Genomic DNA, 26,169 nt, shown 5'->3' with positions numbered 1-26,169 from the left:
CTCGGGGTGTGCCGGGGCCCGTGAGGGCACCTGCACATGCTGTAACGACGCGAGTGCCGCAGGATGCCGATCCAGCCACCCTCATTTCGCGGCGGACCGGCCCCGGTCACCGCTCCATCAGGTCCGCGACCCGGCCCGCCGCACCGCCGTCGTCCCGGTGGCAGAAGGACTCCCGGAAATCCGCGTACGCGTCCGCGCCCGCCGCCGCGATCGCCGTCAAGTCGCCCAGCGCGTCGATCAGTTCACCGGTCGAGCCGAGCAGCGGCCCCGGCACCCGGGCCTCGAAGTCCAGGGTGAAGCCCCGCAACGTGTCCCGGTAGTGCGGCAGATCCGGGGTCAGGAACAGCATCGGGCGGCCGGTGTTGGCGAAGTCCACGGCCAGCGACGAATAGTCGGTGACCAGCACATCCGCCGCCAGCAGCAGCTCGGTGGCGTCCGGGTGCGCGGACACATCGCGGGCGAACGGCGCATGGTGCGCCGGCAGTCGGTCGGCCACCAGCGGATGCCCGCGGACCAGCAGCACATGGTCATCGGCCAGCTCCCGCCGTGCCAGGTCCAGATCGAGCGGCAGATGCAGCCGGTGATGACCCGCGTCGTAGGCCAGATCGTCCCGCGGCGTCGGCGCGTACAGCACGACCTTCCGGCCCGGCTCGATGCCCAGCCGCTCCCGCACCGCGGCCGCCGTCAGCTCGCGGTCCGGCGCGAACAGGGCGTCCATGCGCGGCAGTCCGGTCTCCACCAGCCGGCCCGAGTAGCCCAGCGCGGACCGCAGCACCGGAGTGCTGTGCGCGTTGGGCGACAGCAGCACACTCCACTGCCGGCTCACCCGCGGCCGCGGCGCCAGATGCGCCAGGCCCGCGCACACCGTGCCCGCCAGATCGGCGCCGATCCGCTTGAGCGGGGTGCCGTGCCAGGTCTGGATGATCCGCTGGCCGCCCCGGCGGGTGAACCACCGCGGCAGATGCGTGTTGGTGACCACCCATCGGCTGTGCGCCAGCGCCCCGTGCCACTCGGCGCTGCCCACCAGCACCGCACGGGCCGTCGCCGGCACCGCGCTCTGCGCGTCACGCACCGCCCACAGATGCTCCACCTCCATGCCCCGGCGGACCAGCTCCTCGTGCACCGCCCGCGGCGAATCCCCGTACGCGCGGCCGCCGAAGCTGCTGTAGAGGACGGTGTCGCGCAGCGGCCGGGAGCGGTGCAGCGAGTAGTGCTGCTCGCGCAGCATCCGGCGCCGGTAGGGGCCGCGGTCGGTGGCCGGCAGCGCGGGCCCCGCCACCACGAGCGCCTCGTCGTGCCGGTGCCGGTCGAGGCTGAACGGCTTGCCGCGGACCGTACGGGTCGCCGGCAGCCCGTCGAGGACCGACGGCGCACAGCGGACCGGGGCGTCCAACGGGCAGCCGGGCGCGCCCCGTTCGCGCAGATGCAGCGTCCAGCGGCCCTCCCGCAGCGGCACCGCCCCGGCCAGCGAGGGCAGCGCGCCCAGCGGCAGCGAGCCGTGGAACCGGCCCTCGTCATGGGTGGTGGGGAAGGCCAGCTCGGTGGCGTGCGCCCCGTGCTTGAGGACCAGTTCGGTGGCGTGCGGCGCGGCGGCCGGCAACCCGCCCGACAGGAGCAGGGTGCCGTCCGCGCGCCACAGCAGCCGGTCCAGGTACGGCTGCGGGACACGGTCGTGCAGCACGAGCCGCCCGTCCGGGGTGGCGGCCACCACCAGCTCACGGCCGTGCGGCAGCGGATACGGCACCGGCGTCAGCTCCGGCGCGCAGGCGATCGGGTCGGTGCCGCCGCCGGGCAGCACCAGCTCCGGCGCCCAGCTGTCGGTGTGCGCGGACGGCACGGCCCGCGGCGCGCCGTCCCGGGTGGGGAGGGCGGCGGCGAGGGCGTCGAGCCGGATGCGGAAGGTGTGCGGCGACGGCGGGCCGCCGGGCACACCGCCCGCCGCCCCCGGACCCGTCTCCGGGGCCCCCGCCTCCCCGGGCAGCGCCGGCTCCACCGGGAACGACACCACCGTGCCGGTCCCCTGGTGGGTCAGCCGCAGCGCGGCGGGCGGCGGGCCGGGCACGCCGACGGTCAGGTCCAGATCGCCGGCCGCCGCGGCACGGTGCCCGGCCAGCCGCCGGGTACGCCGGTGCACCGACAGCCGCAGCCGCCCGCCCGCGTACCAGGGCGTGATCCGCAGCCCCTCGTCCGCGCCGTCCCCGGCCACGTCATGGGTGCGCGGCGCGGCCCCCGAACCGGTGTCCGGTGCGGACAGCGCCCCGGCCCGCACCACCCCCGCCGACGCCAGCAGCACCCCGACCGTCCAGTCGCCCTCCTCCCAGCGGCCCCCCTTGCGCAGCCGGGCCGGATCGAGCCGCATCTCGAAGCCCGACCAGTCGTAACAGTGCAGCTCCTGACCGGACTCCGCGGTCGCCTCCGGCATCGGGACCGTGCGCAGCGGCAGCAGGACCCGGCGCCGCCCGCACGACAGCACGGCCGTCCGCAGATAGCGGTGCCGGGCCGCGGCGTCCAGATTGCGGAGATAGGCGTAGCCGCGCAGCACCAGCACACCGTCCCGCCACACCGCCTCCCGCACCCGCGCCACGACGGGGAAGTCGGCCCTCTCCAGCCGGGTCACCCCCGGCGGCAGCTCCAGCGGCGGGGCCAGCGGCAGCACCGCACGCTTGCGCAGCGGCGGCCCGGCGACCGTGAACCCGGCCGGGTTACGGGCCTCATGGGTGAGCAGCGCCAGCAGATCGGCCAGCCGCCCGGCGCGGATCAGATACCAGCGCATCCGCAGCTCCACCGGCAGCGTGGGGAACAGCCGCGGCTCCACACCGGACAGGAAGTCGCGGGCGCAGTCCAGGAACGCGGTCCGGCACTCCGGGGCGGCCCCCGGCAGCGCCTCCACCAGATCGAGCAGCCCCTCGGTGAGCTGCGCCCGGTCATAGTCGCGCCGGTGGCCGCTCAGCGCCCCGCGGGCCGGATCGGCGAGGAACCGCCGGACACCGGCCACCGCCGCGAACCGGTCCCGTACGCCCCGGGCGTCGAGCTGCCGGTGTGAGCCGGGCCCCTCCGGCAGCCGCCGGTAACAGACGTGCTCGTGCAGCACATCGACCGCGTCGGCGAGGAAGAACGCGGGCAGCGTCACCGCCGCGTCATGGCACCACTCGCCCTCGGGGAAGGCCAGCGCGTGCCGGTCCCAGAAGGCGCGGCGGAAGACCTTGTTGCGGGCGACATGGTCCGACAGCAGGGTCAGGTCGTCGCCGATCCGGGTACGCAGCGCGGTCTCCCGGCCCGCCGGATGGTGGGCGGACTGGCTGCGGCCGGCCGCACCGAGCCGGTAGACGTTGCCGGTCGCGAGATCCGACCCGGACCGGTCCAGCACGCCGACGAGATCCTCGTACGCGCGCGGCAGCAGCACATCCTCCTCGGCGTCGAGGAAGGCGAGATAGCCGGTGTGCGGATAGGCGTGCCGGGCACCGGCGTTGCGGGCCGCGCCACAGCCGCCGGCCGGGCCGCCCTCCTGGTGGTGGACGATCCGGAACCGCGGATCGCGGGCGGCGAACCGCCGGGCGAGCGCGGCCGGGCCGGCCCCCGAGGCGGCGCCCCCGGGCCCCGCCCCCGGTGGGCCGTCCACCAGCACCACATCCAGCTCGGTCAGCGTCTGGGCCGCGACCGACTCCAGGCACTCCTCCACATTCCGCTCGGACCCCTCGGCGCGGGGTACCGGGACGACGACGGTGAGCCGTGGCTTCATACGCGGACCAAGCCTTTCCGGACTGGCGATGCACAAGACCGGTCCGTTCAACTCGCCCACGGCGGCACGGTCACCGGATCTGCGCTGAAAGGGTGAGACCCATCATCGACACCGTGTGTTCACATGATTGCGCTCAGTGTGCGAAGTCGGCGCGCCGTAGTGCCGGGCCGCGTCCGATGCCGTAGACCCGTTGCACAGCTTTACGGCGCCCCGTGCGCCCTGTTCCCCAGGGAAGGTGACCGCGTCCCGATGCCCGGCCGAACCGACAGCTCCGCCGCCACCGACAGCCCCGACGCCGGGCCGCCCGGCAGCGACATCCGGACCGCTCGGCCCGCGCCCCCCGCGGGCACCGCCCCGTCCGCCTCCACCGCCCGGCTGCCGGCCGAACGCGGACGCCGCGGACCGGCCCGGCTGCTGCCCGCCCGCTCCCCGTACCGCAGCCAGCTGCGGCGGATCGGCAGCGGACGGGTCCTGGAGATCGGCTGCGGCACCGGCGACACCCTCGCCGACTGCGCGCCCGGCAGCGTCGGCGTGGACCACGACCCGCGGTCCGTGGCGCGCTGCCGGGAGCGCGGACTGACCGCCTACACGGCCGACACCTTCCTCGCGAGCCCGCACGCCCGCCCCGGCGCGTTCGACGCGCTGCTGACCGCCCACGTCCTGGAGCACCTGGACGACGAACAGGTCGAGGGCCTGCTGCGGGCCTATGTGCCGTACGTACGGCCCGGCGGCGGAGTGCTGCTGATCACCGCGCAGGAGGCCGGACACCGGGCCGGCCCCGCCCCGGTGCGCTTCACCGACTTCCCGCTGCTGCGCGCCTTCGCCGAGTCCGCCGGGCTCACGGTGCGGCGCACGTACTCCCATCCGCTGCCCCGCCCGGCCGGGATGCTGCTGCGCGCCAATGTGTTCGTCCTGCTGGGGCAGGTGCCGCGCTAGGGGCCGGGGCAGGCGCGTGCCCCCGGCCCCGCGCGGCGAGATCAGCGCGTACGGGCCCGCTTGCGGGCGTTCACCAGCGCCCGGGTCAGGACCGGCGGCAGCACGTCCAGGGCGACCCGGCGCAGCATGCGGCGGGCCGGGAACGGCGCGCGCGGGCCCGGACGGGCCGCGGAGACCTCCGGCGCCCGGGCCGCGGCCGGCCGCAGCGGGGCACGGGCACCCGAGGACCGGTGCCGGGACACCGGGTGGGCGGGCTCCTTGGCGCCCTTGGCGCTCAGCCGGACCAGCGGGGCGCCGTTGACGTACTGCACCTCGTGCCAGATGTCGCCGCGGGCCTTGATCCACTCGATCAGCGCCTGCTGGAGCGGCTCGGGATCGCCCCAGGTCCCGTAGAACTTGGTGCCGGTGAGGCAGATCGGGCGCAGCCCCTCGTTCGCCACGGCCTGCCAGGTGGCGGCGGCCACCCCCGGACAGTGCTCGGCACGGTAGTCGTCCATCACCACCACACCACTGCCGGTGAGCAGCTCGCGCACCGCGAGGATGTCGCCGTGCACATGCTCGTACAGATGCGAGGCGTCGATATGGGCGAAGCGCACCGAACCCGCGTCGACATGCTCACTGACCAGCGAGCTGAGGCCCTGGACGATGGTGGGCAACTCCTCATGGAACGCCAGGTAGTTCGCCTCGAAGGCGCGCCGCGTCAAGGTCGCATAGGACTTCTTCATCTCCTGCGAGTTGGAGGCGTCCTCGGCGGGGGAGTCGAAGAGATCGCAGACCGTGAAACGCTCGCCGGCCCGCTGCCGCGCACCCAGGAAGATGGCGCTCTTGCCCATGTACGCCCCCAGTTCCAGCAGATCCCCCGGCTCCGCACGCTCCTTCTGGCGGGTCAGGAACCAGTCGAAAAGCAGCTGGTCCGCGGTGAAGAACCAGCCCTTGACCTCGGACAGCCGGGTGGGGCGCGGGAGTTGTGCGGCACTCTGGTCTGCGATGGGGGCAGTCATGTGCGGTCCGTCTCCAGACGGTCGGGAACGTAGGGCGTAAGACGACACGTGCGTGGGGGAGGTGCGATATGTGCCGGCCTGGCTGCCGTGGATGTACCGGGGAAACGCGGGGAGAGATCTGCGGCCTGCGGTGGTGCGTCTCCGCGGTGGTGCGTCTCTGTAGTTGTGGGCGCACCCGGCGCCGGAGCCGCTGCGCAGGAGCACGGCCCGGCAGGGGCCGGGGCGCCACGCCCCGGAGCACGGGACGTGCGGGCGCGGCTCAGGCAGTCGCCAGGACGGAGCCCGGCCGCACCGTGCGTGGCACGGCAGCGACGACATCGTAGGCGGACGAAAATGAACGGAAGATGGCGTGCGGCCCGGCGGCACCCGGCCCCCGTGCGCAGATCACTTCACCGCACCCGCCATCACACCGGACACGAACTGGCGCTGGAAGGCAAAGAAGACGATCAGCGGCACCACCATCGACAGAAAGGCGCCGGGCGCCAGCACATCGATGTTGTTGCCGAACTGCCGCACCTCCTGCTGAAGGGCCACGGTGACCGGCGGATGCCCGCTGTCCGCGAAGATCAGCGCGATCAGCATGTCGTTCCACACCCACAGGAACTGGAAGATCGCCAGCGACGCGATCGCCGGACCGCCCAGCGGCAGCACGACCCGGGTGAACAGCCGCAGCTCGCCCGCCCCGTCCAGCCGGGCCGCCTCCAGCAGCTCCCGCGGGATCTCCGCGAAGAAATTCCGCAGCAGGAACACCGCGAACGGCAGCCCGAACGCCGTATGGAAAAGGATCACCCCGGCCGTCGTCTCGAAGAGCCCGACCGCACCGAACAGCTTCGCCACCGGGATCAGCGCCACCTGCACGGGCACCACCAGCAGCCCCACCACGGCCAGGAACCAGCCGTCCCGGCCGGGGAAATCCATCCAGGCGAACGCGTAACCGGCCAGCGAGCCGATGACGACGACCAGCACCGTCGCCGGCACCGTGATCGCCGCCGTGGTCAGCAGCGAACCCATCACCTTGTCGTTCGACAGCAGTTGGCTGTAGTTGTCCCAGGTGATCTGGGCCGGCTCACGGAAGACCTGCCACCAGCCGGACTCGGCGATCCGCTGCGGACTGCGCAGCGACGACAACAACAGCCCCACCGACGGCATCAGCCAGAACAGCGCCACCAGGACCAGGAAGACCCGCATCACGCCGCCGCCGGCCCGCGCCACCAGCCGCGCGGCGAGCGGCCGTCGGGCCCGTACGGCACCGGCCCCGGAACGCCCGCTCCGCACGACACCGTCCACGGTCGTCATCGGCGACGCTCCTTCCGCAGGCGCCGGAGATTGACGTACATCACCGGCAGCACCAGCAACAGCAGAAACACGGCGATCGCGCTGCCCAGGCCCTCGTCGACATCCGTGCCGAACGACGACTGGAAGAGCTGGAGCGCCAGCACATTCGCGGAGCGGATGCTGGAGCCCGGCGCGATGATGTAGACCAGATCGAAGATCTTCAGCACGTTGATCATCAGCGTGACCAGCACGACCACCAGCACCGGCGCCAGCAGCGGCACCGTGATCCGGCGGAAGACCTGCCACTCGCCCGCACCGTCCACCCGCGCCGCCTCCAGCAGCTCCCGCGGCACGCCCGCCAGACCCGCCGCGATCAGCACCATCGCGAAACCGGCCCACATCCACACATAGGAGCCGATGATGGCCGGGGTCACCAGCGCCGGACCGAGCCAGTCGACACCGCGATACGCCTCGGCGAAATCAGCCGCGGGCAGCCGCAGCCGGGCACCGTCCGCCCGGCCGGCGGGCAGCGCGAAACTGCCGTCGGCCGCCGTCGTCGCCGAGGCGACCACCCTCCCGCCCCGGACCGCCTCGACCCGCAGACCGGCCAGCGCCTTCTCATTGCCGTCGATCACCTTCGGCCGGCCGCCACCGCCCCGGGTGAAGTCCAGCCACGCGGTACCGGTGACCTTGCCCGGCTGCGGCCGGGCGACGGCCGCCGCCCGCGCCCCGCGCACATCCTCCGGCTGCACGGCGACCAGCGGCAGCAGCACCACAGACCCCGCCCGCACGGCCGACCCGGTGGTGAAGGAGCCGCCCCCCGACGGCTGCAGACCGGCGCGCGGCCGCGGCTTGGCGCCCGGGAACGGCGCCGGATCGGCGAAGGTGTCATGGACACCGACCCACACCGCGTTGGCGACCCCACGCTCCGGCGCCTGGTCGTACACCAGCCGGAAGATGATCCCGGCCGCCAGCATCGAGATCGCCATCGGCATGAACACGACCAGCTTGAAGGCGGTGCCCCAGCGGATCCGCTCGGTCAGCACCGCGAAGACCAGCCCCAGCGCGGTCGACACCGTCGGCGCCACCACCACCCAGACGACGTTGTTCCGCAGCGCCGTGCGGATGCCCTCGTCCGAGAACATCGCACCGTAGTTGTCCAGCCCCACAAAGCCGTCACCGGACGCGTCGAACAGGCTGCGGACGACGGAGAACACGATCGGATAGCCGACCAGCGCACCGAGCAGCACCAGCGCCGGCAGCAGAAACACCGCGGCGAGCCACCGGCGGGTGCCAGGGCGGCGGCGGGCGGCGCGCGCCCGCCCGCGGCCCCCGCTCGCGGCTCTCCTCCGGCGCCGCTCACCGGCCCCGCTGACCTGTACGTCGCTCATCGTGACGGTCCCCCGGTCCCGCTCGACACGGACGGCGGCACATACACAGTGCCCGGACGACTACGCGTACTCAGTACGACTTCGCGTTCTCAGTACGACTTCGCGTTCTCAGCGCCCGAACGACTTCGCGGCGTCCTTCTCCAACCGCGCCTGCGTGCCCGCGATGTCCTTCGGGTCCTTCAGGAAGTCCTGAAGGTCCTTCCACTCGCCCTGGCCCGGCTTGCCGCCGAACGAGGCGGGCGCCTGGTCGGACATGTCGAAGCGGAAGTCATCACCCGCCGCGACCAGCGCCTTGGCGATCTCCCGCAGCACGTCATCGGCGTACGCCGCCTGATCGAGCTCCTTGTTGGGCGAGATGAACCCGCCCGCCTGCGCCCAGATCTTCGCGGCATCCGTCGACGCCAGGAACGTCAGCAGCGCCTGCGACGCCTTGCCGTCCTTGAGCGCCACCGCCACATCCCCGCCGGTCACCACCGGCGACTTGGCGCCCACCGCCGGGAACGGGAAGACCTTGGCGTCCTTGCCGACCTTGGCCCTGGTCTGGGTGATGTTGGCGGCGGCGAAGTCCGCCGAGGAGACCATCGCGGCCTTGGGCGCGTCACCGCCGCTGAAGGTCTGGGTCACCGACGTCGGGAAGTCCGTCTGCAACGCACCGGAGTTGCCGCCCGCCAGCAGATCCTTCCGGCCGAAGAGCTGCCCGAGCGTGGTCAGCGCCTGCTTGACCGACGGATCGGTCCACTTGATCCGGTGCTGCGCCAGCTGGTCGTACTTCCCGGGCCCCGCCTGCGAGAGATAGATGTTCTCGAACCAGTCGGTCAGCGTCCAGCCGTCCGCACCGCCCACCGACACCGGCTCCACGCCCGACTCGCCGATGACCTCCGCCGCCTTGACGAAGTCCGGCCAGGTCTTCGGCTCCTTGGCACCGGCGTTGTCGAACGTCCGGGCGTTGTACCAGACCAGCGACTTGTTGCTGGCCTTGAAGTAGACCCCGTACGGGGTGCCCTTATGGGCGCCGAGATCCTGCCAGCCCTTCGCATAGTTCTTGGCGAGCTGCGCCTTGGCGCCCGCGCCGAGCGGCTTGAGCCACCCCTTCCCGGCGAACTCCTTGAGCACGCCGACCTGTTGGAGCATCGCCACATCCGGCGGCCCACCACCGGCGATCTTGGACCCGATGAAACCGGCCATGTCGTCACCACTGGGCACGAAGTCGACCGTGGCACCGGTGCGCTTCTCGAACTCCTCCAGCACCTTCTGGAAGTTCTCCCGCTCCGGCCCCGTCCACACCGCGGTGACCTGAAGCTTCTCCCCCTTCAACGAAGGAAGCCGCACCGTCGGCGCCGTACTCCCCCCTTTCCCTCCACCACCCCCCTCACCCTCATCCTTCTTCCCCCCGCCGCCACTCCCACATCCGGCCAGCGCCAAGGCGAGTGCCACACTCACCGCCACCCCGGCCACGGCCCGCCCAGCCGCCCGGTCAATACGGTCCAGTCGTCTGCCCATCCCCGTAGCCCCCTGTCCCTGCGCCTGCCGTGCCAACGGAAGAACGCCGCGCCATAACGCGCCACGACGCCTCTGCCTTGCGGGTGGTGCTGTGCGGTGGTGCGGTGCTGTGCGGTGGTGCGGTGCGGTGGTGCAGTGCTGTGCGGGTGGTATCGCCGCGTGGTGCGGTGCGTCGCGCCGTGGGGCGCGTCGTGCGGTGCGGTGTGTTCTGCGGTGCGCTGCGTGGTGCGGTGCGTCCTAACGTGCGCCGCGTGGTGCGTCGTACCAACGTGCGCCGCGTGGTGCGTCGTACCGGTGCGCCGCGGCGTTGCGCTGTGCGACAGTCCTACGCCCTGGCCACGGGGGCCGCAATACCGCCTTCCGCGTCAACCGGCCTTTCGTGACGGGGCTGTTATGGGTGGCGTACGCGTCTCACCACGCGTCCGTTTCTGACCGCACGTCCACGTCTCGCAGCGCGTCCGCTTCTCACCGCACGTCGGCCTCTCGCGGCACGTCCACTTCTCACCGCACGTCCGTGCTTCAGTTTCACAGCACATGCTTCATGGCACGTGCTTCACAGCAGGGGCGGGGAGGTCGCCGCGCCCGAGGACTGTGCGGCCCGCTGTAGTGCGCTGGCGAGCAGGGCCAGGTCCGTCGGGCCGTTGCCCAGCTCGCGCAGCGGGCGCCGGGCCGGTGGGTCGCCCATCCGCTGCCACTCCAGCGGGACGACCGTCGGCCGGAGGGTGGAGGTACGGGGTATCCGGCCCGTGACCCGGCCCGCCTGGAACGGCGTCGAGGAACCGTCCGCCGCGCGGTACAGCCGCCCGCGGCCCGTGGGCACCGGCTCGGACGGATCGGTGGTGGCGCCCAACTGGACGCGCAGATCAGCCCGTTCGCTGGTCGCGGTCTCGGCCGTGCGGTCCGGGTGGCCGGTCGCGGCTATCAGGTGCACCCCGAGCGCCGCTCCGTCCCGGGCCACCGACTCCAGGGCGCGCACCACGGACCCGGCGGCCGGGCGGCCCGTGCTGCCGAGGGCCGGGGCGACCAGGGCGTCGAAGTCGTCGACCAGCACGAAGAGCCGGGGCATCGGTACCGCCGGCTCGGGGGCGGGGTCATTGGCGGGGGCTCCGCTGGGGGCTCCGCTGCGGGGGCGGAGTCGTAGGGTGCCGGTCGTTGACGGGTCCGCCGGGGTGCCGCCTTCTTCCTCGTTGTTACGGCAACGATTACGGAGAGTGATTGATTCCTGCTCTCCGTGACGGCCCTCGGTGGAGCGCCGCGGGGAGACGATTCGCGGTGCCGGCAGATGCTTGCTGCGCCACTCGGTGAACGGGGTGCCGGCGAGTATCTCCGCGCGGCGCTTCAGTTCCGAGGACAGCGCCTGGGCGAACTCCCGCATCCGGACCGGGTCCGAGGCGGCGAGATACGTCGTGACATGCGGCAGGTCCGTGCACACCCGCAGCCCCTCGCCGCGTTCGCTGCCGCCGCCGTCCACCAGCACCATCGACAGCAGATCCGGCCGGTCGGCGGCGGCCAGCGAGGCGGCCAGCGACCGCAGCAGCTCCGTCTTGCCGGTGGCCGCCGCGCCCTCCACGAGGAGGTGCGAGCCGTCGGCGGCGAGATCGGCGCACAGCGGACCGTGTGGACCGGCGCCGAGGACCGCGGTGGCGCCGGGCCGGTCGGTGTCCAGGGCGGCGGCCCAACGGGCCATCAGGGACGCCGGGGTGGCGCGGGCCAGCCCCAACTCGTCCAACAGGCGCGCCGAATCGGGCAGCGGGACGGCCACCCGCACCGCCGCACCGCCCCCGGCCGCCGTGGCCGTCCCATCGGTCTCGCGCAGCGGCGCCAGCGCCCGGGCGAAGCGTTCGGCCCAGGCGCCGGAGACCGCGTCCACCGTCGCGACGGTGCCGTTGGGGCCCGAGCCCGGCTGGACGACGCGCAGCGCCGTGGCGACATCGCCGCTGAGCACCGCGACCGCCCCGCACTCCCCGAAGGCGGGCGACGCCGTGCGGGCCGCTTCGTACGTCGCGGCCAGCGGGAAGGCGGGGGAGGAGGCCGGGGTCTCGGCCAGGCACAGCAGATGGACACCGGCCGCCGCCCCGGCCGCGGCGAGCCGGGCGGTGGTCTCGCGCAGCGCGGAGGTGCCGGGGTCGCCGTCCACGACCACGAGGGTGTACGGGCCCTGGTGGCGGGCCGCGGCGGCGGCGATCTCCGCCCGCTCGGCATCGGCCCAGCCGGGGCCCAGTGGGCTGTCGTCGAGCCGGCGCACCAGCTCGGACGTGCGCGCCAGGGCCTGGTCCGTGTCGTACGCGAGCAGCAGCCGGCAGTCCTGGCCACGCTCCGGCCGGACCTGCGGCAGCCAGCCGAGCCAGGACCAGTCCGCCACCCGCTCCTCGGCGGGGCGCGCCCGGTCCGTGCTGATCAGCACGATGTCGAGGGTGCCGGGGGAGTGCAGGGCGGCGAGCTGGGCGAGGGCGCAGCGGGCCAGTCCGGTCAGCCGCGCCCGCGGCCCGGCGAGGCCGAGGGAGCCCGCCCGGCGCAGCTCGACGGTGACGGGCAGCGCGGTACGGCCGCCGCTGCGGGCCGCCGTCCCCAGCCGGACGGTCAGTGCGTCGGGGTGGTCCGGGCCGCGCTCCCAGAGCCGCGGCCCCGGGCCCAGTGCGGTGAGCAGGATCGCGGCGGCGTCCGGCCAGCGTTCCTCGGCGGCGGGCCCGGCGAGCGCTTCCGGGCCCGGGGCGGCGGCCAGGGCGTCCGCGCCGGCGGCCGTGGGGTCGCCTGCCGGTTCGTACGCCGCCGGGAGGCTCTCGTCCGGCCGCTCCACGGCGGGCCGGCCACCCGCCAGCCGCCGTGCCCAGGCCCCGATACCGCCGCGCCGCCCGCCTTTACGGGGACCTTCGTCGGCCGGTGCCAAAGACTGCTGCCCGCCGTGCGTCCGCTGCCCGCCGGTGGCCGGGAAACCGTCGGCTGGTTCCCGGACGCCGGGCCCCCAGCCGGCTGACGGGCTGCCGCCGTCGGTGGTGCGGTCGTAGACGTGGCCGGTGGAGGTGTCCGGGGACGGGGCGCCGGCCGGGCGCGAGCCGTCGGGGCCGGGGGCCGCTGCGCCGTATGCGGCGGGAGCGCCGTATCCGGCCGGGGTGCCGCGCAGGGGCGTGTCCCGGCGGCCCGGCGCGGCCGGCGGCTGCGGGGCCGCTGCCGCTGCGTGGGGGGATCCGGCCGGTGCCTGCGCCGCTCCGGGTGCCTGCGCGGCTCCCGGTGCGTATACGGCTCCGCCCGGCGCCTGCCCGGCTGGGCCCGATGCACGCCCGGTCCCGGCTGACAGATGCCCGGATCCGCCCGCTGCCTCCCCCGCCGACGAAGCCCCGACCGAAGCAGCCGCCCCACCCGTCACCCGCTCGTACGCCCCGGCCCCGGCGTTCGTCCCGGCTCCGGCATACGCCCCGGCCCCCGTATAGGCCCCACCCACGGCCGCAGTGGCCCCGTGGGGACCACCCGCCCCGTGCTCCTCCGCCCGTCCGCCCGCGACCGTGCCCGCGGCACCCGGGGTGATCCGCAGATGACCCTCCCCGTCCGGTGCGGTCGGCAGGGCGGGGTCCGGTGTGCCGGGGGCGGACTGGAGGCGCAGGGCGGACTCGCCGAGGCGTAGCAGGGCGCCGGGGCGCAGGGGTGCGGGGCGTTCGTCGAGGTCGGTGCCGTCCACGAGGGTGCCGTTGGTGGAGCGGAGGTCGGCGACGGAGACCGAGCCGTCCGGTTCGACGGTGACGGTGCAGTGCAGCCGTGAGACATCGGGGTCGTCGAGGGGGACGTCGGCGTCGGCGGAGCGGCCGATGCGGATCTGGCCGCCGTGCAGCAGATGTACGCCGCCGGCATCGGGTCCGGAGACGACACGCAGCCGCGCGGAGCCGTGCGGCAGGCCGTGTGCGGGAGCGGGGCCCGGGCCCTGGACGGAGAGCACCGCGCCGTCGATCAGCGGGGGCTCGCCGATGGCCGCGCGCTGCGGATCGAGCCGGTCGGACCCGGCGTACAGGACGACGGGGCCGCTGCCGCCGCCCGCGCCGCCGACATCCGCACCCGAGCCCGCCACGGAGGCGGCGAGCGAGCCGGCCACCGCCGCCAGCGCGGTCCCGGCAGGGGCCGTGACCAGCACGTCGCAGGCCCGGGTGGTGTGGCCGCTGCGCGGCCCGAGGACGGTCAGCCGGATCTGCATCGCCGTCAACGGTCCCTTCTGCCGAGGTCCGGCAGGGGGCCCGCTCGCTCCCCCCACCGCACCCGGGCACGTCGGCACGTACAAGTCCCAAGTGCACGTCGCGGCAAGGGCCGCGCGCCCCCGCCGCATCGCGCTGGATGCATCCTCGCACCTGCCACTGACAACGCGCCCGCCGACCGCCGTTCAGTGATCTTGATTGGTCTTCTAAGGGCGAAAAAGTGCCTGCTTGCGCGCCGTGCCCGGCCGGATTTCGACCGCCGTGGTCAGCTCGGAAGGTCTCCGGCCGGACCGCGCGCGGGCACCGTCCGCACCGTCCGGGGGCGGCAGACGGCCCTCCCGGGGGCAGCAGGCAACCATCCGTCCCGAACCCGCGTCTTTCCCACAAGCCCGCACTGGGCCGCCGGACCGAAAAGATTGTGCGACGGCACTACAGTGGGTCGGACGGGCCGCGCGGAGATGATCAGCTGACCCAGCGGGCCGGGCAAGGGATTCACCACGACCAGGGAGCGCATGACGTGCGGCCGGTAGGCAGCAAGTACCTGCTCGAGGAGCCGCTGGGACGCGGCGCCACGGGCACCGTCTGGCGTGCCCGCCAGCGGGAGACGGCGGGCGCCGAGGCCGCCGTGGCCGGGGAGCCCGGTGAGACCGTCGCGATCAAGGTCCTCAAGGAGGAACTGGCGCACGACGCGGACGTGGTGATGCGCTTCCTGCGGGAGCGCTCCGTCCTGCTGCGGCTCACCCACCCGAACATCGTCCGTACCCGCGACCTGGTCGTCGAGGGCGATCTGCTCGCCCTGGTCATGGACCTGGTCGACGGCCCCGACCTGCACCGCTATCTGCGGGACAACGGGCCTTTCAGCCCGGTGGCCGCCGCGCTGCTGACCGCCCAGATCGCCGACGCGCTGGCCGCCAGCCACGCCGACGGTGTGGTGCACCGTGACCTCAAGCCCGCCAACGTCCTGCTGGCCGGTTCGGACGGCAGCAGCGAGATGCACCCGATGCTGACCGACTTCGGCATCGCCCGTCTCGCCGACTCCCCGGGCCTGACCCGCACCCATGAGTTCGTCGGCACGCCCGCCTATGTGGCGCCGGAGTCCGCCGAGGGCCGCCCGCAGACCTCCGCCGTGGACATCTACGGCGCCGGCATCCTGCTGTACGAGCTGGTCACCGGCCGTCCCCCGTTCGCCGGGTCGACCGCCCTGGAGGTGCTGCACCGGCACCTCAGCGAGGAGCCGCAGCGCCCCGGCACCCTGCCCGAGCCGTTGTGGACGGTCATCGAGCGCTGTCTGCGCAAGCGGCCCGAGGAGCGGCCCAGCGCCGAGAACCTCGCCCGGGCGCTGCGCACGGTCGCGGCCGGCATCGGGGTGCACGCCCGGCCGGCCGAGGCCGAGGCCGCGCTCGGCGTGGCCGCGCTGCTCGCCCCCGACCCCGCGCCCGCCACGGTCCCCGGGACGGGCGCCGACGGCCAGGCCGGCGGCGGCGACGCCGACCCCACCCAGGTGCTTCCGTCCGGCGCCGGTTCGTACGACCCGGCCGCGGCGACCAGCGTGCTGCCGTCCACCGGCGGCCCGGGCGGTCCGGGCGGCCCCGGTGCGCAGGGCGATCCGACACGGGCGATGCCGCCGATGCCCATGGGTGCGCCGGCCGGCGGACCGCAGGAGCCGGACGGGCCCCACCCGTGGGAGTCCCAGCTGCGCGCCGCCCGCGACCGCAACGAGCAGACCCAGGTGCAGTACCTGGACCCCAGCGAGGACCCGCTGCGCCGCCGTCCGCAGCGGCAGGCCGCCCCGCAGCAGCCGCCGCAGCGCCCGCAGCAGTACCGGCAGCAGCCCGCTCCGGTGCCGTACGCCCAGCAGCAGCCGCAACGGCAGCAGCAGCCGCAGGCGCCCCAGCGGCGCCAGGAGCCGCCGCCGCAGCGCTATGAGCCGCAGCGGCCGCCCGCGCCGGAGCCCAGGCCCCGGCGCGAGCCGCGTCAGCGCAGCGCCAACCCGATGAAGATCCCGGGCCTGGGCTGTCTGAAGGGCTGTCTGTTCACGCTGATACTCCTGTTCGTGGCGGCCTGGCTCATCTGGGAGCTGACCCCGCTCCAGGAGTGGATCGGCACGACGAGGGGCTTCTTCTCCCAGGTTGGGTACTTCTTCGGCGAAGTGCGGCAGTTCGTCGAGAAAATCGGCCGCTGACCGTCCGCCGCCCGCGCGCTCCCCGGAGCCCGCGGGCGGCGCGCTGTCGTGGGCGGTGCCGGTCCGCGGACGCGCCGTAAGACCCACCCAGTGGATTTGTCGACTTCCGGCGGAGAATTTCGCTCACAGAAGTGAAGGTTGCCACCGTCCGGGGCATTGAACCCCCTGGCACCCGCGTAGCTTTGACGCCAACCTCAGCCCCCGCAGGACGCTCGGGGGCCCGACACGTCGGAGCAGTCTTGGCACGGAAGATCGGCAGCCGGTACACCGCCCACCAGATCCTGGGACGCGGCAGTGCCGGCACGGTATGGCTGGGCGAGGGTCCCGAAGGGGCCGTGGCCATCAAGCTGTTGCGTGAGGAGCTCGCGTCCGACCAGGAGCTCGTCGGCCGCTTCGTACAGGAGCGGGCGGCGCTGCTGGGTCTGGACCACCCCCATGTCGTCGGTGTCCGCGATCTCGTCGTCGACGGCAATGACCTGGCGCTGGTCATGGAGCTCGTACGGGGCACCGATCTGCGGACCCGTCTGGAGCGCGAACGCCGGCTGGCCCCGGAGGCCGCCGTCGCCATCGCCGCCGATGTGGCCGACGGGCTGGCCGCCGCGCACGCGGCCCGGATCGTGCACCGCGACGTCAAGCCCGAGAACGTCCTGCTGAACATGCAGGGCCCGCTCGGCCCCGGTGGCGCGCACCCCGCGCTGCTCACCGACTTCGGTATCGCCCGGCTCGTCGACTCCCCGCGCCGGACCAAAGCGACCAAGGTCATCGGCACCCCCGACTACCTCGCCCCGGAGATCATCGAGGGCCTGCCGCCGCGCGCCTCCGTGGACGTCTACGCGCTGGCGACCGTCCTGTACGAGCTGCTCGCCGGATTCACGCCCTTCGGGGGCGGCCACCCCGGCGCGGTGCTGCGCCGCCATGTGACCGAGAGCGTGGCGCCGCTGCCCGGTATCCCCGACGAGCTGTGGCAGCTGCTGCTCCAGTGCCTGGCCAAGGCGCCGGCTTCCCGGCTGCGCGCCCCGGAGCTCGCCGCCCGGCTGCGTGAGCTGCTGCCCGGCCTGGCGGGCCTGCCGCCGCTGGACATCGACGAGCCGGACGACGACGAGGCGGAGAGCGAGCAGGAGGCCGCCGGCGCCCGCGAGGAGGCGTACTACCCGTCGGCGGCACCGGCCGAGGCCACCCCGCCGCGCGGCGCGGTCCCGTTGGTGCAGGGCGCGGTCCCCGACTCCAACCGGGAGACGCACACCAGCATGCGGGTCCCGGGCCCGGACGAGCTGGCGGGCGGCGCGCACGGCACCGCCCGGGCCCCGCGCGCCGCCGGTGAGCGCCGGGCGGGCTCGGCCCGGCACCGTGCGGCGCCGGAGGCGGTGCGCCGCCGCCGGCTCAGGCTGGCCGCGGCCGCGGCGGCGACGCTGGTGGCGGCCGGTCTGGGCGGCTGGCTGGCCTCGGGCGACGACGAGCCGGACGACGCCACACCGGGCGTCCACCAGTCGGAACCCGACACTCCGTGACGCCCCACGGGCCCGCGGCGGCCGCGCCCGGGCCCGGCGGTGACCGGCGCGGTGACCGGCGTCCGGGCCCTCGCGGGCCCGGTGGCGGCGGCTCCGGGCGGGACCGGCCTGCCGGGGCCGGGTCACGCTGACGGTGGCAGCCGTTAGGCTGGGTGCGTGGCAGTCGTCGATGTATCCGAAGAGCTGAAGTCCCTCTCCTCGACCATGGGGTCGATCGAGGCCGTCCTGGACCTCGACAAGATGAGGGCCGATGTCGCCGTGCTCGAGGAGCAGGCCGCGGCGCCGTCCCTGTGGGACGACCCGGAGAACGCACAGAAGATCACCAGCCGGCTGTCCTACCTCCAGGGCCAGCTGCGCAAGGCCGAGGACCTGCGCGGCCGGGTCGACGACCTCGAGGTGCTCTTCGAGCTCGCCGAGGCCGAGGGCGACGAGGACGCCCGGGCCGAGGCCGAGGACGAGCTGACCGCCGTCCGCAAGGCGGTCGACGAGCTGGAGGTCCGCACCCTCCTGTCCGGCGAGTACGACTCCCGTGAGGCGGTCGTCAACATCCGCGCCGAGGCCGGCGGCGTCGACGCCGCCGACTTCGCCGAGAAGCTCCAGCGGATGTATCTGCGCTGGGCCGAGCGGCACGGCTACAAGACCGAGCTCTACGAGACCTCGTACGCGGAAGAGGCCGGCATCAAGTCGACCACCTTCGCCGTGCAGGTGCCGTACGCCTACGGCACGCTCTCCGTCGAGCAGGGCACGCACCGCCTGGTGCGTATCTCGCCGTTCGACAACCAGGGCCGCCGCCAGACGTCGTTCGCCGGTGTCGAGGTGCTGCCCGTGGTCGAGCAGACCGACCACATCGACATCGACGAGTCCGAGCTGCGGGTGGACGTCTACCGTTCGTCCGGCCCCGGCGGCCAGGGCGTCAACACCACCGACTCCGCGGTCCGGCTGACGCACATCCCCACCGGCATCGTCGTCTCCTGTCAGAACGAGCGCTCGCAGATCCAGAACAAGGCGACCGCGATGAACGTCCTCCAGGCCAAGCTCCTTGAGCGCCGCCGCCAGGAGGAGCAGGCCAAGATGGACGCGCTCAAGGGCGACGGCGGCAATTCCTGGGGCAACCAGATGCGTTCGTACGTCCTGCACCCGTACCAGATGGTCAAGGACCTGCGGACCGAGTTCGAGGTCGGCAACCCGACCGGTGTGCTGGACGGCGACATCGACGGCTTCCTGGAGGCCGGAATCCGCTGGCGCAAGCAGCAGGAGAAGTAGCCGGGACGCCTGCCTGCAGGGCCTTCTGAAGGTGAAACAACTGCCTCCCCCGGGGAGGTAGTTGTTTTTGCTGTGGGGGTTTGGTCACAGTCGTATGTCCAGGTACCGCCCAACACTTGGTAATTCGGACATCCGGCCTTTAATCGACCTTGACGATAGTCAAGGAACTGGGAAGGCTGAGCGCGGCATGCGTATGTCTGGGGCGCGTGCAGTAACGGGGATGGGGGCGGATCGCCCCGCGGCGCGGAGCTGAAACTCGCGTACCCCGGCATCGGCTCGTCGCCCCGTACAGCGGTGCTCCAATGACGAGTTCAGCTACTGGGGGTAGCAGTACATGACGAAGAAGACGCGGCTGCGCGTAGCGCGCATTGCGGCCGGTGCGGTGATCGCGGCCGGTGCGTCGCTCACCGCCGCCGGCGCGGCTTCCGCGGCCAGCCCGGGTGACACCCCGGGCGAGAGCGGCGGCATCATCGGCGGCATCATCGGTGGGGTCATCGGCGGCGGCGACGGCGGTGGCGAGTCCACCGGCAGCACCGACGGTGGCGAGACCACCGGTCAGGTCGGCGGCGACGACAGCACCGGCGGCGAGATCGGCGGTGAGGACACCGGCGGTATCGGCGGTGAGGACACCGGCGGCATCGGTGGCGAGGATGTCGGCGGTAACGAGACCACGGGTGGCAACGAGACCACCGGCGGTAACGAGACCACCGGCGGTAACGAGACCACGGGTGGTAACGAGACCACCGGCGGCAATGAGACCACGGGTGGTAACGAGACCACGGGTGGTAACGAGACCACCGGCGGTAACGAGACCACGGGTGGCAACGAGACCACCGGCGGTAACCAGAACACCGGCGGCACCGGCCACTCCGGCGGTACCAGCGACGGTGGCGCCTCCATCGGTGACACCGACGGCACCGGCCCGGACAACGAGGGTTCCAAGCCGATCGAGCAGCCCGGCCAGGGCAAGGAGCAGATCGCTGACACCCCCGGCCAGGCCAAGCAGCAGGCCAAGGGCGGCGAGCTGGCGGAGACCGGTTCCTCCGGCACCACCGTCCTGCTCATCGGTGCGGCCACGATGATCGCGGGCGGTGTGGGCTTCCGTATGCTGCCCCGCCTGATCAACAAGAACGGCGGCGGCGCCGCGGCGGCCTGATCGCCCGCACGTCACAGCTGGAGGGGGGGGGGGGGGGGGGGGGGGCCCGGGGGGAAGGGGGGGGGGGGGGGGGGGGGGGGGGGGGGGGGGGGGGGGGGGGGGGGGGGGGGGGAGCCCCCCCCCCCCCCCCCCCCCCCCCCCCCCCCCCCCCCCCCCCCCCCCTCCCTCCTCCCCCCCCCCCCCCCCCCCCCCCCCCCCCCCCCTCGGCGTCCGCGCTCCCGCGTCCGCCGAGCAAGCCTGTGACCGGTCTCAGACGGCCTGGTGGAGCAGTAGGCCCACCGCGATGAGCAGGATCATCAGCGCCACCAGCATCGCGGGGCTGAGCTGGGCGAACAGACCGCCCGCTTGCTGCTGAAGCCGTTCCCTGCTGGCCCGGCACACGGGGCAGCGGCCCTCGCTCACAGGGGCCGCGCAATGGGCGCACACCAGTCGGTCGTACGTCATGCGACCTCCTTCTCCACTGCACCAACGCGCCGGAAGGCGCATTGGTTCCCTCCTCCACCATGCCAGCTCGCCGCCGGAACGGCGCGCCCCGCGAAAATGTGCGCCTTTTGTCCCGTAGGTGCCGTGAATAAACGGACCAACCCCCCACGGGACTGCACCGCCCTGCGAGGTTCGCGTATGGTCACGCACACCGACGGGAGCCGCAACTCGGCATCCCGTACCCCTATCCAGGTCGACCGTGGTGCATCAGTGATCCGATTCGACAACGTCTCCAAGACCTACCCGAAGCAGAACCGCCCTGCACTCAGGGACGTCTCGCTCGAGATCGAGCGCGGCGAGTTCGTCTTCCTGGTGGGCTCCTCGGGCTCCGGCAAGTCCACCTTCCTGCGGCTGCTGCTGCGGGAGGAGCGGGCCAGCCATGGCCACGTGCACGTTCTGGGCAAGGACCTCGGCAAGCTCTCCAACTGGAAGGTTCCGCAGATGCGGCGCCAGGTGGGGACGGTCTTCCAGGACTTCCGGCTGCTCCCCAACAAGACCGTGGGGGAGAACGTCGCCTTCGCCCTGGAGGTCATCGGCAAGCCGCGCGGCCAGATCCGCAAGACGGTTCCCGAGGTCCTCGAACTCGTCGGCCTCGGCGGCAAAGAGGACCGTATGCCGGGTGAGCTCTCCGGTGGTGAGCAGCAGCGCGTCGCCATCGCGCGGGCGTTCGTCAACCGCCCGATGCTGCTCATCGCGGACGAGCCCACCGGCAATCTCGACCCGCAGACCTCGGTCGGCATCATGAAGCTGCTGGACCGGATCAACCGGACCGGTACGACGGTGGTCATGGCCACCCACGACCAGCAGATCGTCGACCAGATGCGCAAGCGGGTCATGGAACTCGAGAAGGGCCGGCTCGTACGCGACCAGTCGCGCGGCGTGTACGGCTACCAGCACTGAAAGGACGCCATGCGCGCCCAGTTCGTCCTGTCGGAGATCGGCGTCGGTCTCCGCCGAAACCTCACGATGACGTTCGCCGTCATCGTCTCCGTAGCCCTTTCGCTCGGTCTGTTCGGTGCCTCGCTGCTGATGCGCGACCAGGTCAGCACCATGAAGGGCTACTGGTACGACAAGGTCAACGTCTCGATCTTCTTCTGCAACAAGAACGACGCCGACAGCGGTGCCAACTGCGCCAAGGGTGCGGCCACCCAGCAGCAGAAGAACGACATCAAGGCCGAGCTCGACCGGCTGCCGATCGTGCAGGAAGTGAAGTACGAGTCCAGCGACCAGGCGTACAAGCACTACAAGGAGCAGTTCGGGGACACCCCCGTCGCCGGTCTGGTGACGCCCGACCAGCTTCCGGAGTCCTACCGCGTCAAGCTCAAGGACCCCACGAAGTTCACGGTCATCAAGTCGGCGTTCTCCGAGCGGCCCGGCGTCATGGAGGTGCAGGACCAACGGGACACCGTTGAGCCGCTGTTCAACCTCCTCAACGGCATGAATATCGCCGCGCTGGTCGTGATGGGGCTGATGCTGGTCGTTGCGCTGATGCTGATCGTCAACACCGTGCGGGTGTCGGCGTTCAGCAGGCGGCGGGAGACCGGGATCATGCGGCTGGTGGGAGCGTCCAGCTTCTACATCCAGATGCCGTTCATCCTGGAGGCGGCCATCGCGGGCCTGCTGGGCGCCGCCTTCGCCTGTGTGCTGATCGTGGGCGGCAAGTACATCCTCGTCAACAACTGGCTGGCGAAGAAGATCCAGGTGATCAACTTCATCGGCTGGGACTCGGTGGTGACGGTCCTCCCGCTGGTCCTTCTGATCGGGCTGCTGATGCCTGCGCTCGCCGCGTTCTTCGCGTTGCGCAAGTACCTCAAGGTGTGAGCTTTGCCAAGGGGCGCCGTACGGCAACTTGCCGTACGGCGCCCTTTTGTCCCCTAGACTCACCGGCATGTCGGGCCCGTGTTCGTACGACCGGCCCCGCCGCATTCGCCGCGGGGCGGCCCTGACGTTGTTCCTCGCGAGCGTGCTCGCCGCCGGTGTGGTGACGGGGACGTGGAGCGATGCGGCGGAGGGCGCCGCGGGGCGCACCGCGGACCGGATGCCCTCCCCAGCGCACGCCCGCACGTCCGCCCTCGCGGACCGCGCCGCCGTCGAGCGGGCCGCTTCCGAAGCCGTCGAGGACGGCAAGTCCGGTGCGCAGGCCGCCGCGGACGTCGTCAGCCGCAGCGGCGACCGCTGGTCGACGATCTACACCCCGGGCGAGTACGAGGATTTCCAGGAGCAGTTGGGCGGCGGCTATGTCGGCGTCGGGCTCTGGGTGCGGCCGGCGGACGGCGGCCGGATCGCGGTGTCCCGGGTCCAGCCGGACAGTCCCGCCGCACGGGCCGGTATCGCGGTGGGCGACCGGCTGCGCGCCGTTGACGGCCATCCCACCCGGCATGCCCCGGTCACCGAGGTCGTCGCCCGGCTGCGCGGCGCCGCCGCCGGGGACGCCCGGGGTCCCGCCGTGGCCGGCAGCCCGGTGACCCTGGATCTCCAGCGCGGCGACCACCGCTGGACCGAGACGCTGCACCGCACCCGGCTCAGGACCCGCAATGTCGTCGTCGACCGGCCGGCCGGTGGCCGGGGCCCGACCCGCGTCAAGATCGCCGCGTTCACCAAGGGCACCGGTGCCGCGGTCCGCCGCGCGGTGCGCCAGGCACCCCCGGACGACGGCCTGCTGCTCGACCTGCGGGGCAACACCGGCGGCCTGGTCACCGAGGCCGTCGCCACCGCCTCCGCCTTCCTGGACGGTGGTCTGGTCGCGACCTACGACGTCCGCGGCGATCAGCGTGCCCTGTATGCCAAGCGCGGCGGGAATACGCACCTTCCGCTGGTCGTCCTCGTCGACGGGGGCACGATGAGCGCCGCCGAGCTGCTGGCCGGCGCCCTCCAGGACCGTGGCCGGGCGGTGCTGGTCGGCTCCCCGACCTTCGGCAAGGGCGCGGTGCAGATGCCCAGTGAGCTCCCGGACGGCTCGGTCGCCGAGCTCACCGTCGGCCACTACCGCACCCCGTCCGGCCGGACCGTCGACGACTCCGGCCTCACGCCCGACCTCGTCGTGGGCAGCGGAGCCGAGAAACGGGCCCGCACGGTATTGGGTGGCCTCGGGGGCGGGTCTTAGTGCGAAAATGGCCGCACTATGGCTAAGGACAAAGGCAAGGGCAAGGACAAGGACCCCGGGCGCAAGCTCGTGGCGCAGCACAAGAAGGCGCGGCACGACTACCACATTCTGGACACCTATGAGTGTGGTCTGGTGCTGACCGGCACCGAGGTGAAGTCGCTGCGGCAGGGCCGGGCGTCGCTGGTGGACGGTTTCGTCCAGATCGACAACGATGAGGCCTGGCTGCACAACGTACATATTCCGGAATACGCCCAGGGGACCTGGACGAATCACAGTGCGCGGCGCAAGCGGAAGCTGCTGATGCACCGCGCCGAGATCGACAAGCTGGAGTCCAAGAGCCAGGAGTCGGGCCACACGATCGTGCCGCTCGCCCTCTATTTCAAGGACGGCCGGGCCAAGGTCGAGATCGCGCTGGCCAAGGGCAAGAAGGAGTACGACAAGCGGCAGACGCTCCGCGAGCAGCAGGACCGCCGTGAGACCGACCGGGCGATCTCCGCGGCCCGGCGGCGGCAGCGGGCCTGATCTGCCCCGATGGGGCCCGGTCCGGCCGGGCTCTACGGGAATACGCTGGCAACGGCGGGCGTTGTTCCCGTACGATGGCTCCGCACCCCACGAGGGGCGCAGGCACCACCTTGATAAATCAACATGGGGATGATCGGTTTCGACAGCGGATGTCGAAGCAGGGGAAGCGAGTCGAGGAAGCGGCAATGATCTCGTTAACCATATGTCGCAACCAATAATCGCCAACACCAAGCGCGATTCCTTCGCCCTCGCTGCCTAAGTAGCGACTTGCGAAGTGTCAGCCCGGGGATGTTCCCGACCCGGATCCTGGCATCAGCTAGGGAACTAAACTTCTGGACCCGGTCACGGGGTGCAGAAGGAAATTAAACAGTGACTGGGCCCGTCGGAGACTTGTTCGCGTGATCTCCGGGGCCGAGAAAATCGCAGCGAACTGCACTCGGAGAAGCCCTGATTCCGCACCGTTGGACGCGGGTTCGATTCCCGCCATCTCCACCACACGGAGAGCCGGGGGGTATGCCCCCCCGGACCCCGTCATCCCATGTAGGCCCAGGCCCCGTCTGTCCGTGAGGACAGCGGGGCCTGAGTCGTTTCACGGGCGCTCCGGGCGCCGGCGGGCCGTGAGCAGGGTGACCGTCAGCGCGAGGGCGGCCGCCGCCGCGGGCACCCCGTAGGCCGCGCCCGCACCGGCCAGGTGCTCGACCGCCCAGCCGCCGCCCGCCGAGCCGGCCGCGATACCGCCGAGCAGCGCGGTCACGGCGAGGGTCATGCCCTCGTTCAGCTGCCCCGGTGGCGTCCGCGACTGGACCAGGCCCATACCGGTGACCATGGTCGGCGCGGTGGCCATACCGGCGGCCAGGAGGGCGACGGCCAGTGCTGCCGGGCTCCCCGTGGACGCGGCGAGCAGCGGGAGCAGCATCAGGGCCGCCATCGCGCCGACGCAGAGAAGGAAGCGGCGGCCGGTCCGGGCCGCGGGCGGCAGCAGCCCGTAGAGCAGCCCGGCCGCGCCGGAGCCCGCCGCCTGGAGGGCCAGCAGGGCGCCCCCGGCGGAGCGGATGCCGTGGGCGTCGGCGTAGGCGAGGGTGACCACCTCCAGGGAGCCGAAGATCGCGCCGGTGCAGAGGAAGGTGAGCAGGAGGGGCGGGAGGCCGGGCAGGCGCAGCGGGGAGCGGGCCGGGGCGTCGGTCGCGGCGCGGCCGGCGACCGGGGGTTCGGTGCGGCGCTGGGCCGCGAAGAGCAGCACCCCGGTGAGCAGCAGCGCGGCGCCCACCGCGGTGCCCGCCTCCGGGAACAGGGTGGTGCACAGCAGCGTGGCGAGCACCGGTCCGAGCAGGAAGCACAGCTCGTCCGCGGCCTGTTCGAAGGAGTTGGCGGTGTGCCGGGCGGCCGGGTCGTCGCGGAAGAGGTGTGCCCAGCGGGCGCGGGACATGCCGCCGGTGTTGGGGGTGGTCGCGGTGGCGGCGTACGAGGCGAAGAGGGTCCAGTCGGGCGCGCCGTAGTGGACGCAGAGGAGGAGGGAGAGCGAGCCGAGGGTGGCGAGTGCGGTGGCCGGGACCGCGATACGGGACTGGCCGTAGCGGTCGATCAGCCGCGCCGTCCACGGGCCGGCCAGCGCCGTGGCCGCCAGACCGGTCGCGGTGACCGCCCCGGCCAGCGCATAGGAGCCGCGCGCACCGGCGATCATCAGGACCGCGCTGATGCTGAGCATCCCCATGGGCAGCCGGGCCAGCAGGTTGGCGGCCGTGAAGGCGCGGGTGCCGGGGACGGCGAAGATCCGCCGATAGGGCGCGAACGGGCGGAGCCGGGTGAGCGGACGGAAGCGTGCGCAGCGGCGGCGCGGGGCCGGGCGTACGGGCGAGGTGGGGCGAACGGGAGGGGCGGTCACGGGCCGGGCGGCGAGGAAGAGGATCATGCCGTCTACGGTCGCTGCCGCGG

17 protein-coding genes and 1 other RNA gene are annotated in these 26,169 nt (G+C 73.0%); 10 read left to right on the top strand and 8 right to left on the bottom strand.

Going from position 1 to position 26,169, the window contains the following annotated elements:
* Positions 1 to 106: 106 nt before the first annotated feature.
* Positions 107 to 3,739: a bifunctional glycosyltransferase/CDP-glycerol:glycerophosphate glycerophosphotransferase gene (locus ACZ4XD_RS22810; RefSeq protein ID WP_468044764.1), complete on the bottom strand. Its 3,633-nt coding sequence runs from the start codon at positions 3,737 to 3,739 to the stop codon at positions 107 to 109.
* Positions 3,740 to 3,988: 249 nt separating this feature from the next.
* Here ACZ4XD_RS22810 and ACZ4XD_RS22805 point away from each other — a divergent pair, with 249 nt between their 5' ends.
* The gene (locus ACZ4XD_RS22805; protein WP_468044762.1) at positions 3,989 to 4,675 is read left to right on the top strand and encodes a class I SAM-dependent methyltransferase; all 687 of its coding nucleotides are present in this window, start codon (positions 3,989 to 3,991) and stop codon (positions 4,673 to 4,675) included.
* A gap of 41 nt (positions 4,676 to 4,716) precedes the next feature.
* Here the strand turns inward: ACZ4XD_RS22805 and ACZ4XD_RS22800 are convergent, their stop codons facing one another.
* From ACZ4XD_RS22800 to ACZ4XD_RS22780, 5 genes are all read right to left on the bottom strand, one after another.
* Entirely contained in the window at positions 4,717 to 5,676 is a 960-nt protein-coding gene (locus ACZ4XD_RS22800) for a class I SAM-dependent methyltransferase (RefSeq protein WP_468044760.1), read from the bottom strand.
* A 384-nt stretch (positions 5,677 to 6,060) separates the two neighbouring features.
* Complete coding sequence (locus ACZ4XD_RS22795; protein WP_468044758.1) at positions 6,061 to 6,972, bottom strand: carbohydrate ABC transporter permease; 912 nt, start codon at positions 6,970 to 6,972, stop codon at positions 6,061 to 6,063.
* The gene (locus ACZ4XD_RS22790) at positions 6,969 to 8,342 is read right to left on the bottom strand and encodes a carbohydrate ABC transporter permease (RefSeq protein ID WP_468044756.1); all 1,374 of its coding nucleotides are present in this window, start codon (positions 8,340 to 8,342) and stop codon (positions 6,969 to 6,971) included. The genes ACZ4XD_RS22795 and ACZ4XD_RS22790 overlap by 4 nt, the downstream gene beginning before the upstream one ends.
* 108 nt (positions 8,343 to 8,450) lie before the next feature.
* Positions 8,451 to 9,842, bottom strand: coding sequence for an ABC transporter substrate-binding protein (locus tag ACZ4XD_RS22785; protein ID WP_468044754.1), 1,392 nt, complete (start codon positions 9,840 to 9,842; stop codon positions 8,451 to 8,453).
* A 553-nt stretch (positions 9,843 to 10,395) separates the two neighbouring features.
* Positions 10,396 to 14,022 (bottom strand): FtsK/SpoIIIE domain-containing protein, encoded by a 3,627-nt coding sequence (locus tag ACZ4XD_RS22780; RefSeq protein ID WP_468044788.1) that lies wholly within the window; start codon positions 14,020 to 14,022, stop codon positions 10,396 to 10,398.
* A 515-nt stretch (positions 14,023 to 14,537) separates the two neighbouring features.
* Between ACZ4XD_RS22780 and ACZ4XD_RS22775 the strand changes: the two genes are divergently transcribed.
* From ACZ4XD_RS22775 to ACZ4XD_RS22760, 4 genes are all read left to right on the top strand, one after another.
* Positions 14,538 to 16,202: a serine/threonine-protein kinase gene (locus tag ACZ4XD_RS22775; RefSeq protein WP_468044752.1), complete on the top strand. Its 1,665-nt coding sequence runs from the start codon at positions 14,538 to 14,540 to the stop codon at positions 16,200 to 16,202.
* Between the two features lie 239 nt (positions 16,203 to 16,441).
* Positions 16,442 to 17,710 (top strand): serine/threonine-protein kinase, encoded by a 1,269-nt coding sequence (locus ACZ4XD_RS22770; protein ID WP_468044750.1) that lies wholly within the window; start codon positions 16,442 to 16,444, stop codon positions 17,708 to 17,710.
* 156 nt (positions 17,711 to 17,866) lie between these two features.
* On the top strand, positions 17,867 to 18,973 hold the full coding sequence (prfB, locus tag ACZ4XD_RS22765) for a peptide chain release factor 2 (protein WP_042155285.1): 1,107 nt from the start codon (positions 17,867 to 17,869) through the stop codon (positions 18,971 to 18,973).
* Positions 18,974 to 19,307: 334 nt separating this feature from the next.
* Positions 19,308 to 20,129 (top strand): hypothetical protein, encoded by an 822-nt coding sequence (locus tag ACZ4XD_RS22760; RefSeq protein ID WP_468044748.1) that lies wholly within the window; start codon positions 19,308 to 19,310, stop codon positions 20,127 to 20,129.
* 249 nt (positions 20,130 to 20,378) lie between these two features.
* Here ACZ4XD_RS22760 and ACZ4XD_RS22755 read toward each other — a convergent pair whose 3' ends face one another.
* Positions 20,379 to 20,573 carry a hypothetical protein gene (locus ACZ4XD_RS22755; RefSeq protein ID WP_467114952.1) on the bottom strand — a complete coding sequence of 65 codons (195 nt, stop codon included), beginning with the start codon at positions 20,571 to 20,573 and terminating at the stop codon, positions 20,379 to 20,381.
* Positions 20,574 to 20,822: 249 nt separating this feature from the next.
* Here ACZ4XD_RS22755 and ftsE point away from each other — a divergent pair, with 249 nt between their 5' ends.
* The 5 genes from ftsE to ssrA all read left to right on the top strand — a co-directional run bounded on the left by ftsE (position 20,823) and on the right by ssrA (position 24,732).
* A complete protein-coding gene (ftsE, locus tag ACZ4XD_RS22750; protein ID WP_018091242.1) occupies positions 20,823 to 21,512 on the top strand; it encodes a cell division ATP-binding protein FtsE in 690 nt (229 codons plus the stop codon).
* A 9-nt stretch (positions 21,513 to 21,521) separates the two neighbouring features.
* A complete protein-coding gene (gene ftsX, locus ACZ4XD_RS22745; RefSeq protein ID WP_042155279.1) occupies positions 21,522 to 22,433 on the top strand; it encodes a permease-like cell division protein FtsX in 912 nt (303 codons plus the stop codon).
* Positions 22,434 to 22,500: 67 nt separating this feature from the next.
* Positions 22,501 to 23,715, top strand: coding sequence for a S41 family peptidase (locus ACZ4XD_RS22740; RefSeq protein WP_468044745.1), 1,215 nt, complete (start codon positions 22,501 to 22,503; stop codon positions 23,713 to 23,715).
* An 18-nt stretch (positions 23,716 to 23,733) separates the two neighbouring features.
* A complete protein-coding gene (smpB, locus tag ACZ4XD_RS22735) occupies positions 23,734 to 24,237 on the top strand; it encodes an SsrA-binding protein SmpB (protein WP_468044743.1) in 504 nt (167 codons plus the stop codon).
* A gap of 125 nt (positions 24,238 to 24,362) precedes the next feature.
* Positions 24,363 to 24,732: a transfer-messenger RNA gene (ssrA, locus tag ACZ4XD_RS22730) on the top strand.
* Between the two features lie 94 nt (positions 24,733 to 24,826).
* Here the strand turns inward: ssrA and ACZ4XD_RS22725 are convergent.
* A complete protein-coding gene (locus ACZ4XD_RS22725; RefSeq protein WP_468044741.1) occupies positions 24,827 to 26,146 on the bottom strand; it encodes an MFS transporter in 1,320 nt (439 codons plus the stop codon).
* Positions 26,147 to 26,169 lie beyond the last annotated feature (23 nt).

The organism is Streptomyces sp. NPDC029466, assembly GCF_055574515.1.
Note: the sequence above shows the minus strand (reverse complement) of the source record. Positions and strands in the feature narration are given on the sequence as shown.

Bases quoted from the DNA above. Each gene is read 5' to 3' on its own strand.
- ACZ4XD_RS22760 (WP_468044748.1), top strand. From the start codon at position 19,308: ATGACGAAGAAGACGCGGCTGCGCGTAGCGCGCATTGCGGCCGGTGCG.
- ACZ4XD_RS22810 (WP_468044764.1), bottom strand. From the start codon at position 3,739: ATGAAGCCACGGCTCACCGTCGTCGTCCCGGTACCCCGCGCCGAGGGG.
- ACZ4XD_RS22755 (WP_467114952.1), bottom strand. From the start codon at position 20,573: ATGACGTACGACCGACTGGTGTGCGCCCATTGCGCGGCCCCTGTGAGC.
- ACZ4XD_RS22780 (WP_468044788.1), bottom strand. From the start codon at position 14,022: ATGCAGATCCGGCTGACCGTCCTCGGGCCGCGCAGCGGCCACACCACC.
- ACZ4XD_RS22790 (WP_468044756.1), bottom strand. From the start codon at position 8,342: ATGAGCGACGTACAGGTCAGCGGGGCCGGTGAGCGGCGCCGGAGGAGA.
- ACZ4XD_RS22740 (WP_468044745.1), top strand. From the start codon at position 22,501: ATGTCGGGCCCGTGTTCGTACGACCGGCCCCGCCGCATTCGCCGCGGG.
- ACZ4XD_RS22805 (WP_468044762.1), top strand. From the start codon at position 3,989: ATGCCCGGCCGAACCGACAGCTCCGCCGCCACCGACAGCCCCGACGCC.
- ACZ4XD_RS22795 (WP_468044758.1), bottom strand. From the start codon at position 6,972: ATGACGACCGTGGACGGTGTCGTGCGGAGCGGGCGTTCCGGGGCCGGT.
- ACZ4XD_RS22725 (WP_468044741.1), bottom strand. From the start codon at position 26,146: ATGATCCTCTTCCTCGCCGCCCGGCCCGTGACCGCCCCTCCCGTTCGC.
- smpB (WP_468044743.1), top strand. From the start codon at position 23,734: ATGGCTAAGGACAAAGGCAAGGGCAAGGACAAGGACCCCGGGCGCAAG.
- ACZ4XD_RS22800 (WP_468044760.1), bottom strand. From the start codon at position 5,676: ATGACTGCCCCCATCGCAGACCAGAGTGCCGCACAACTCCCGCGCCCC.
- ftsX (WP_042155279.1), top strand. From the start codon at position 21,522: ATGCGCGCCCAGTTCGTCCTGTCGGAGATCGGCGTCGGTCTCCGCCGA.
- ACZ4XD_RS22785 (WP_468044754.1), bottom strand. From the start codon at position 9,842: ATGGGCAGACGACTGGACCGTATTGACCGGGCGGCTGGGCGGGCCGTG.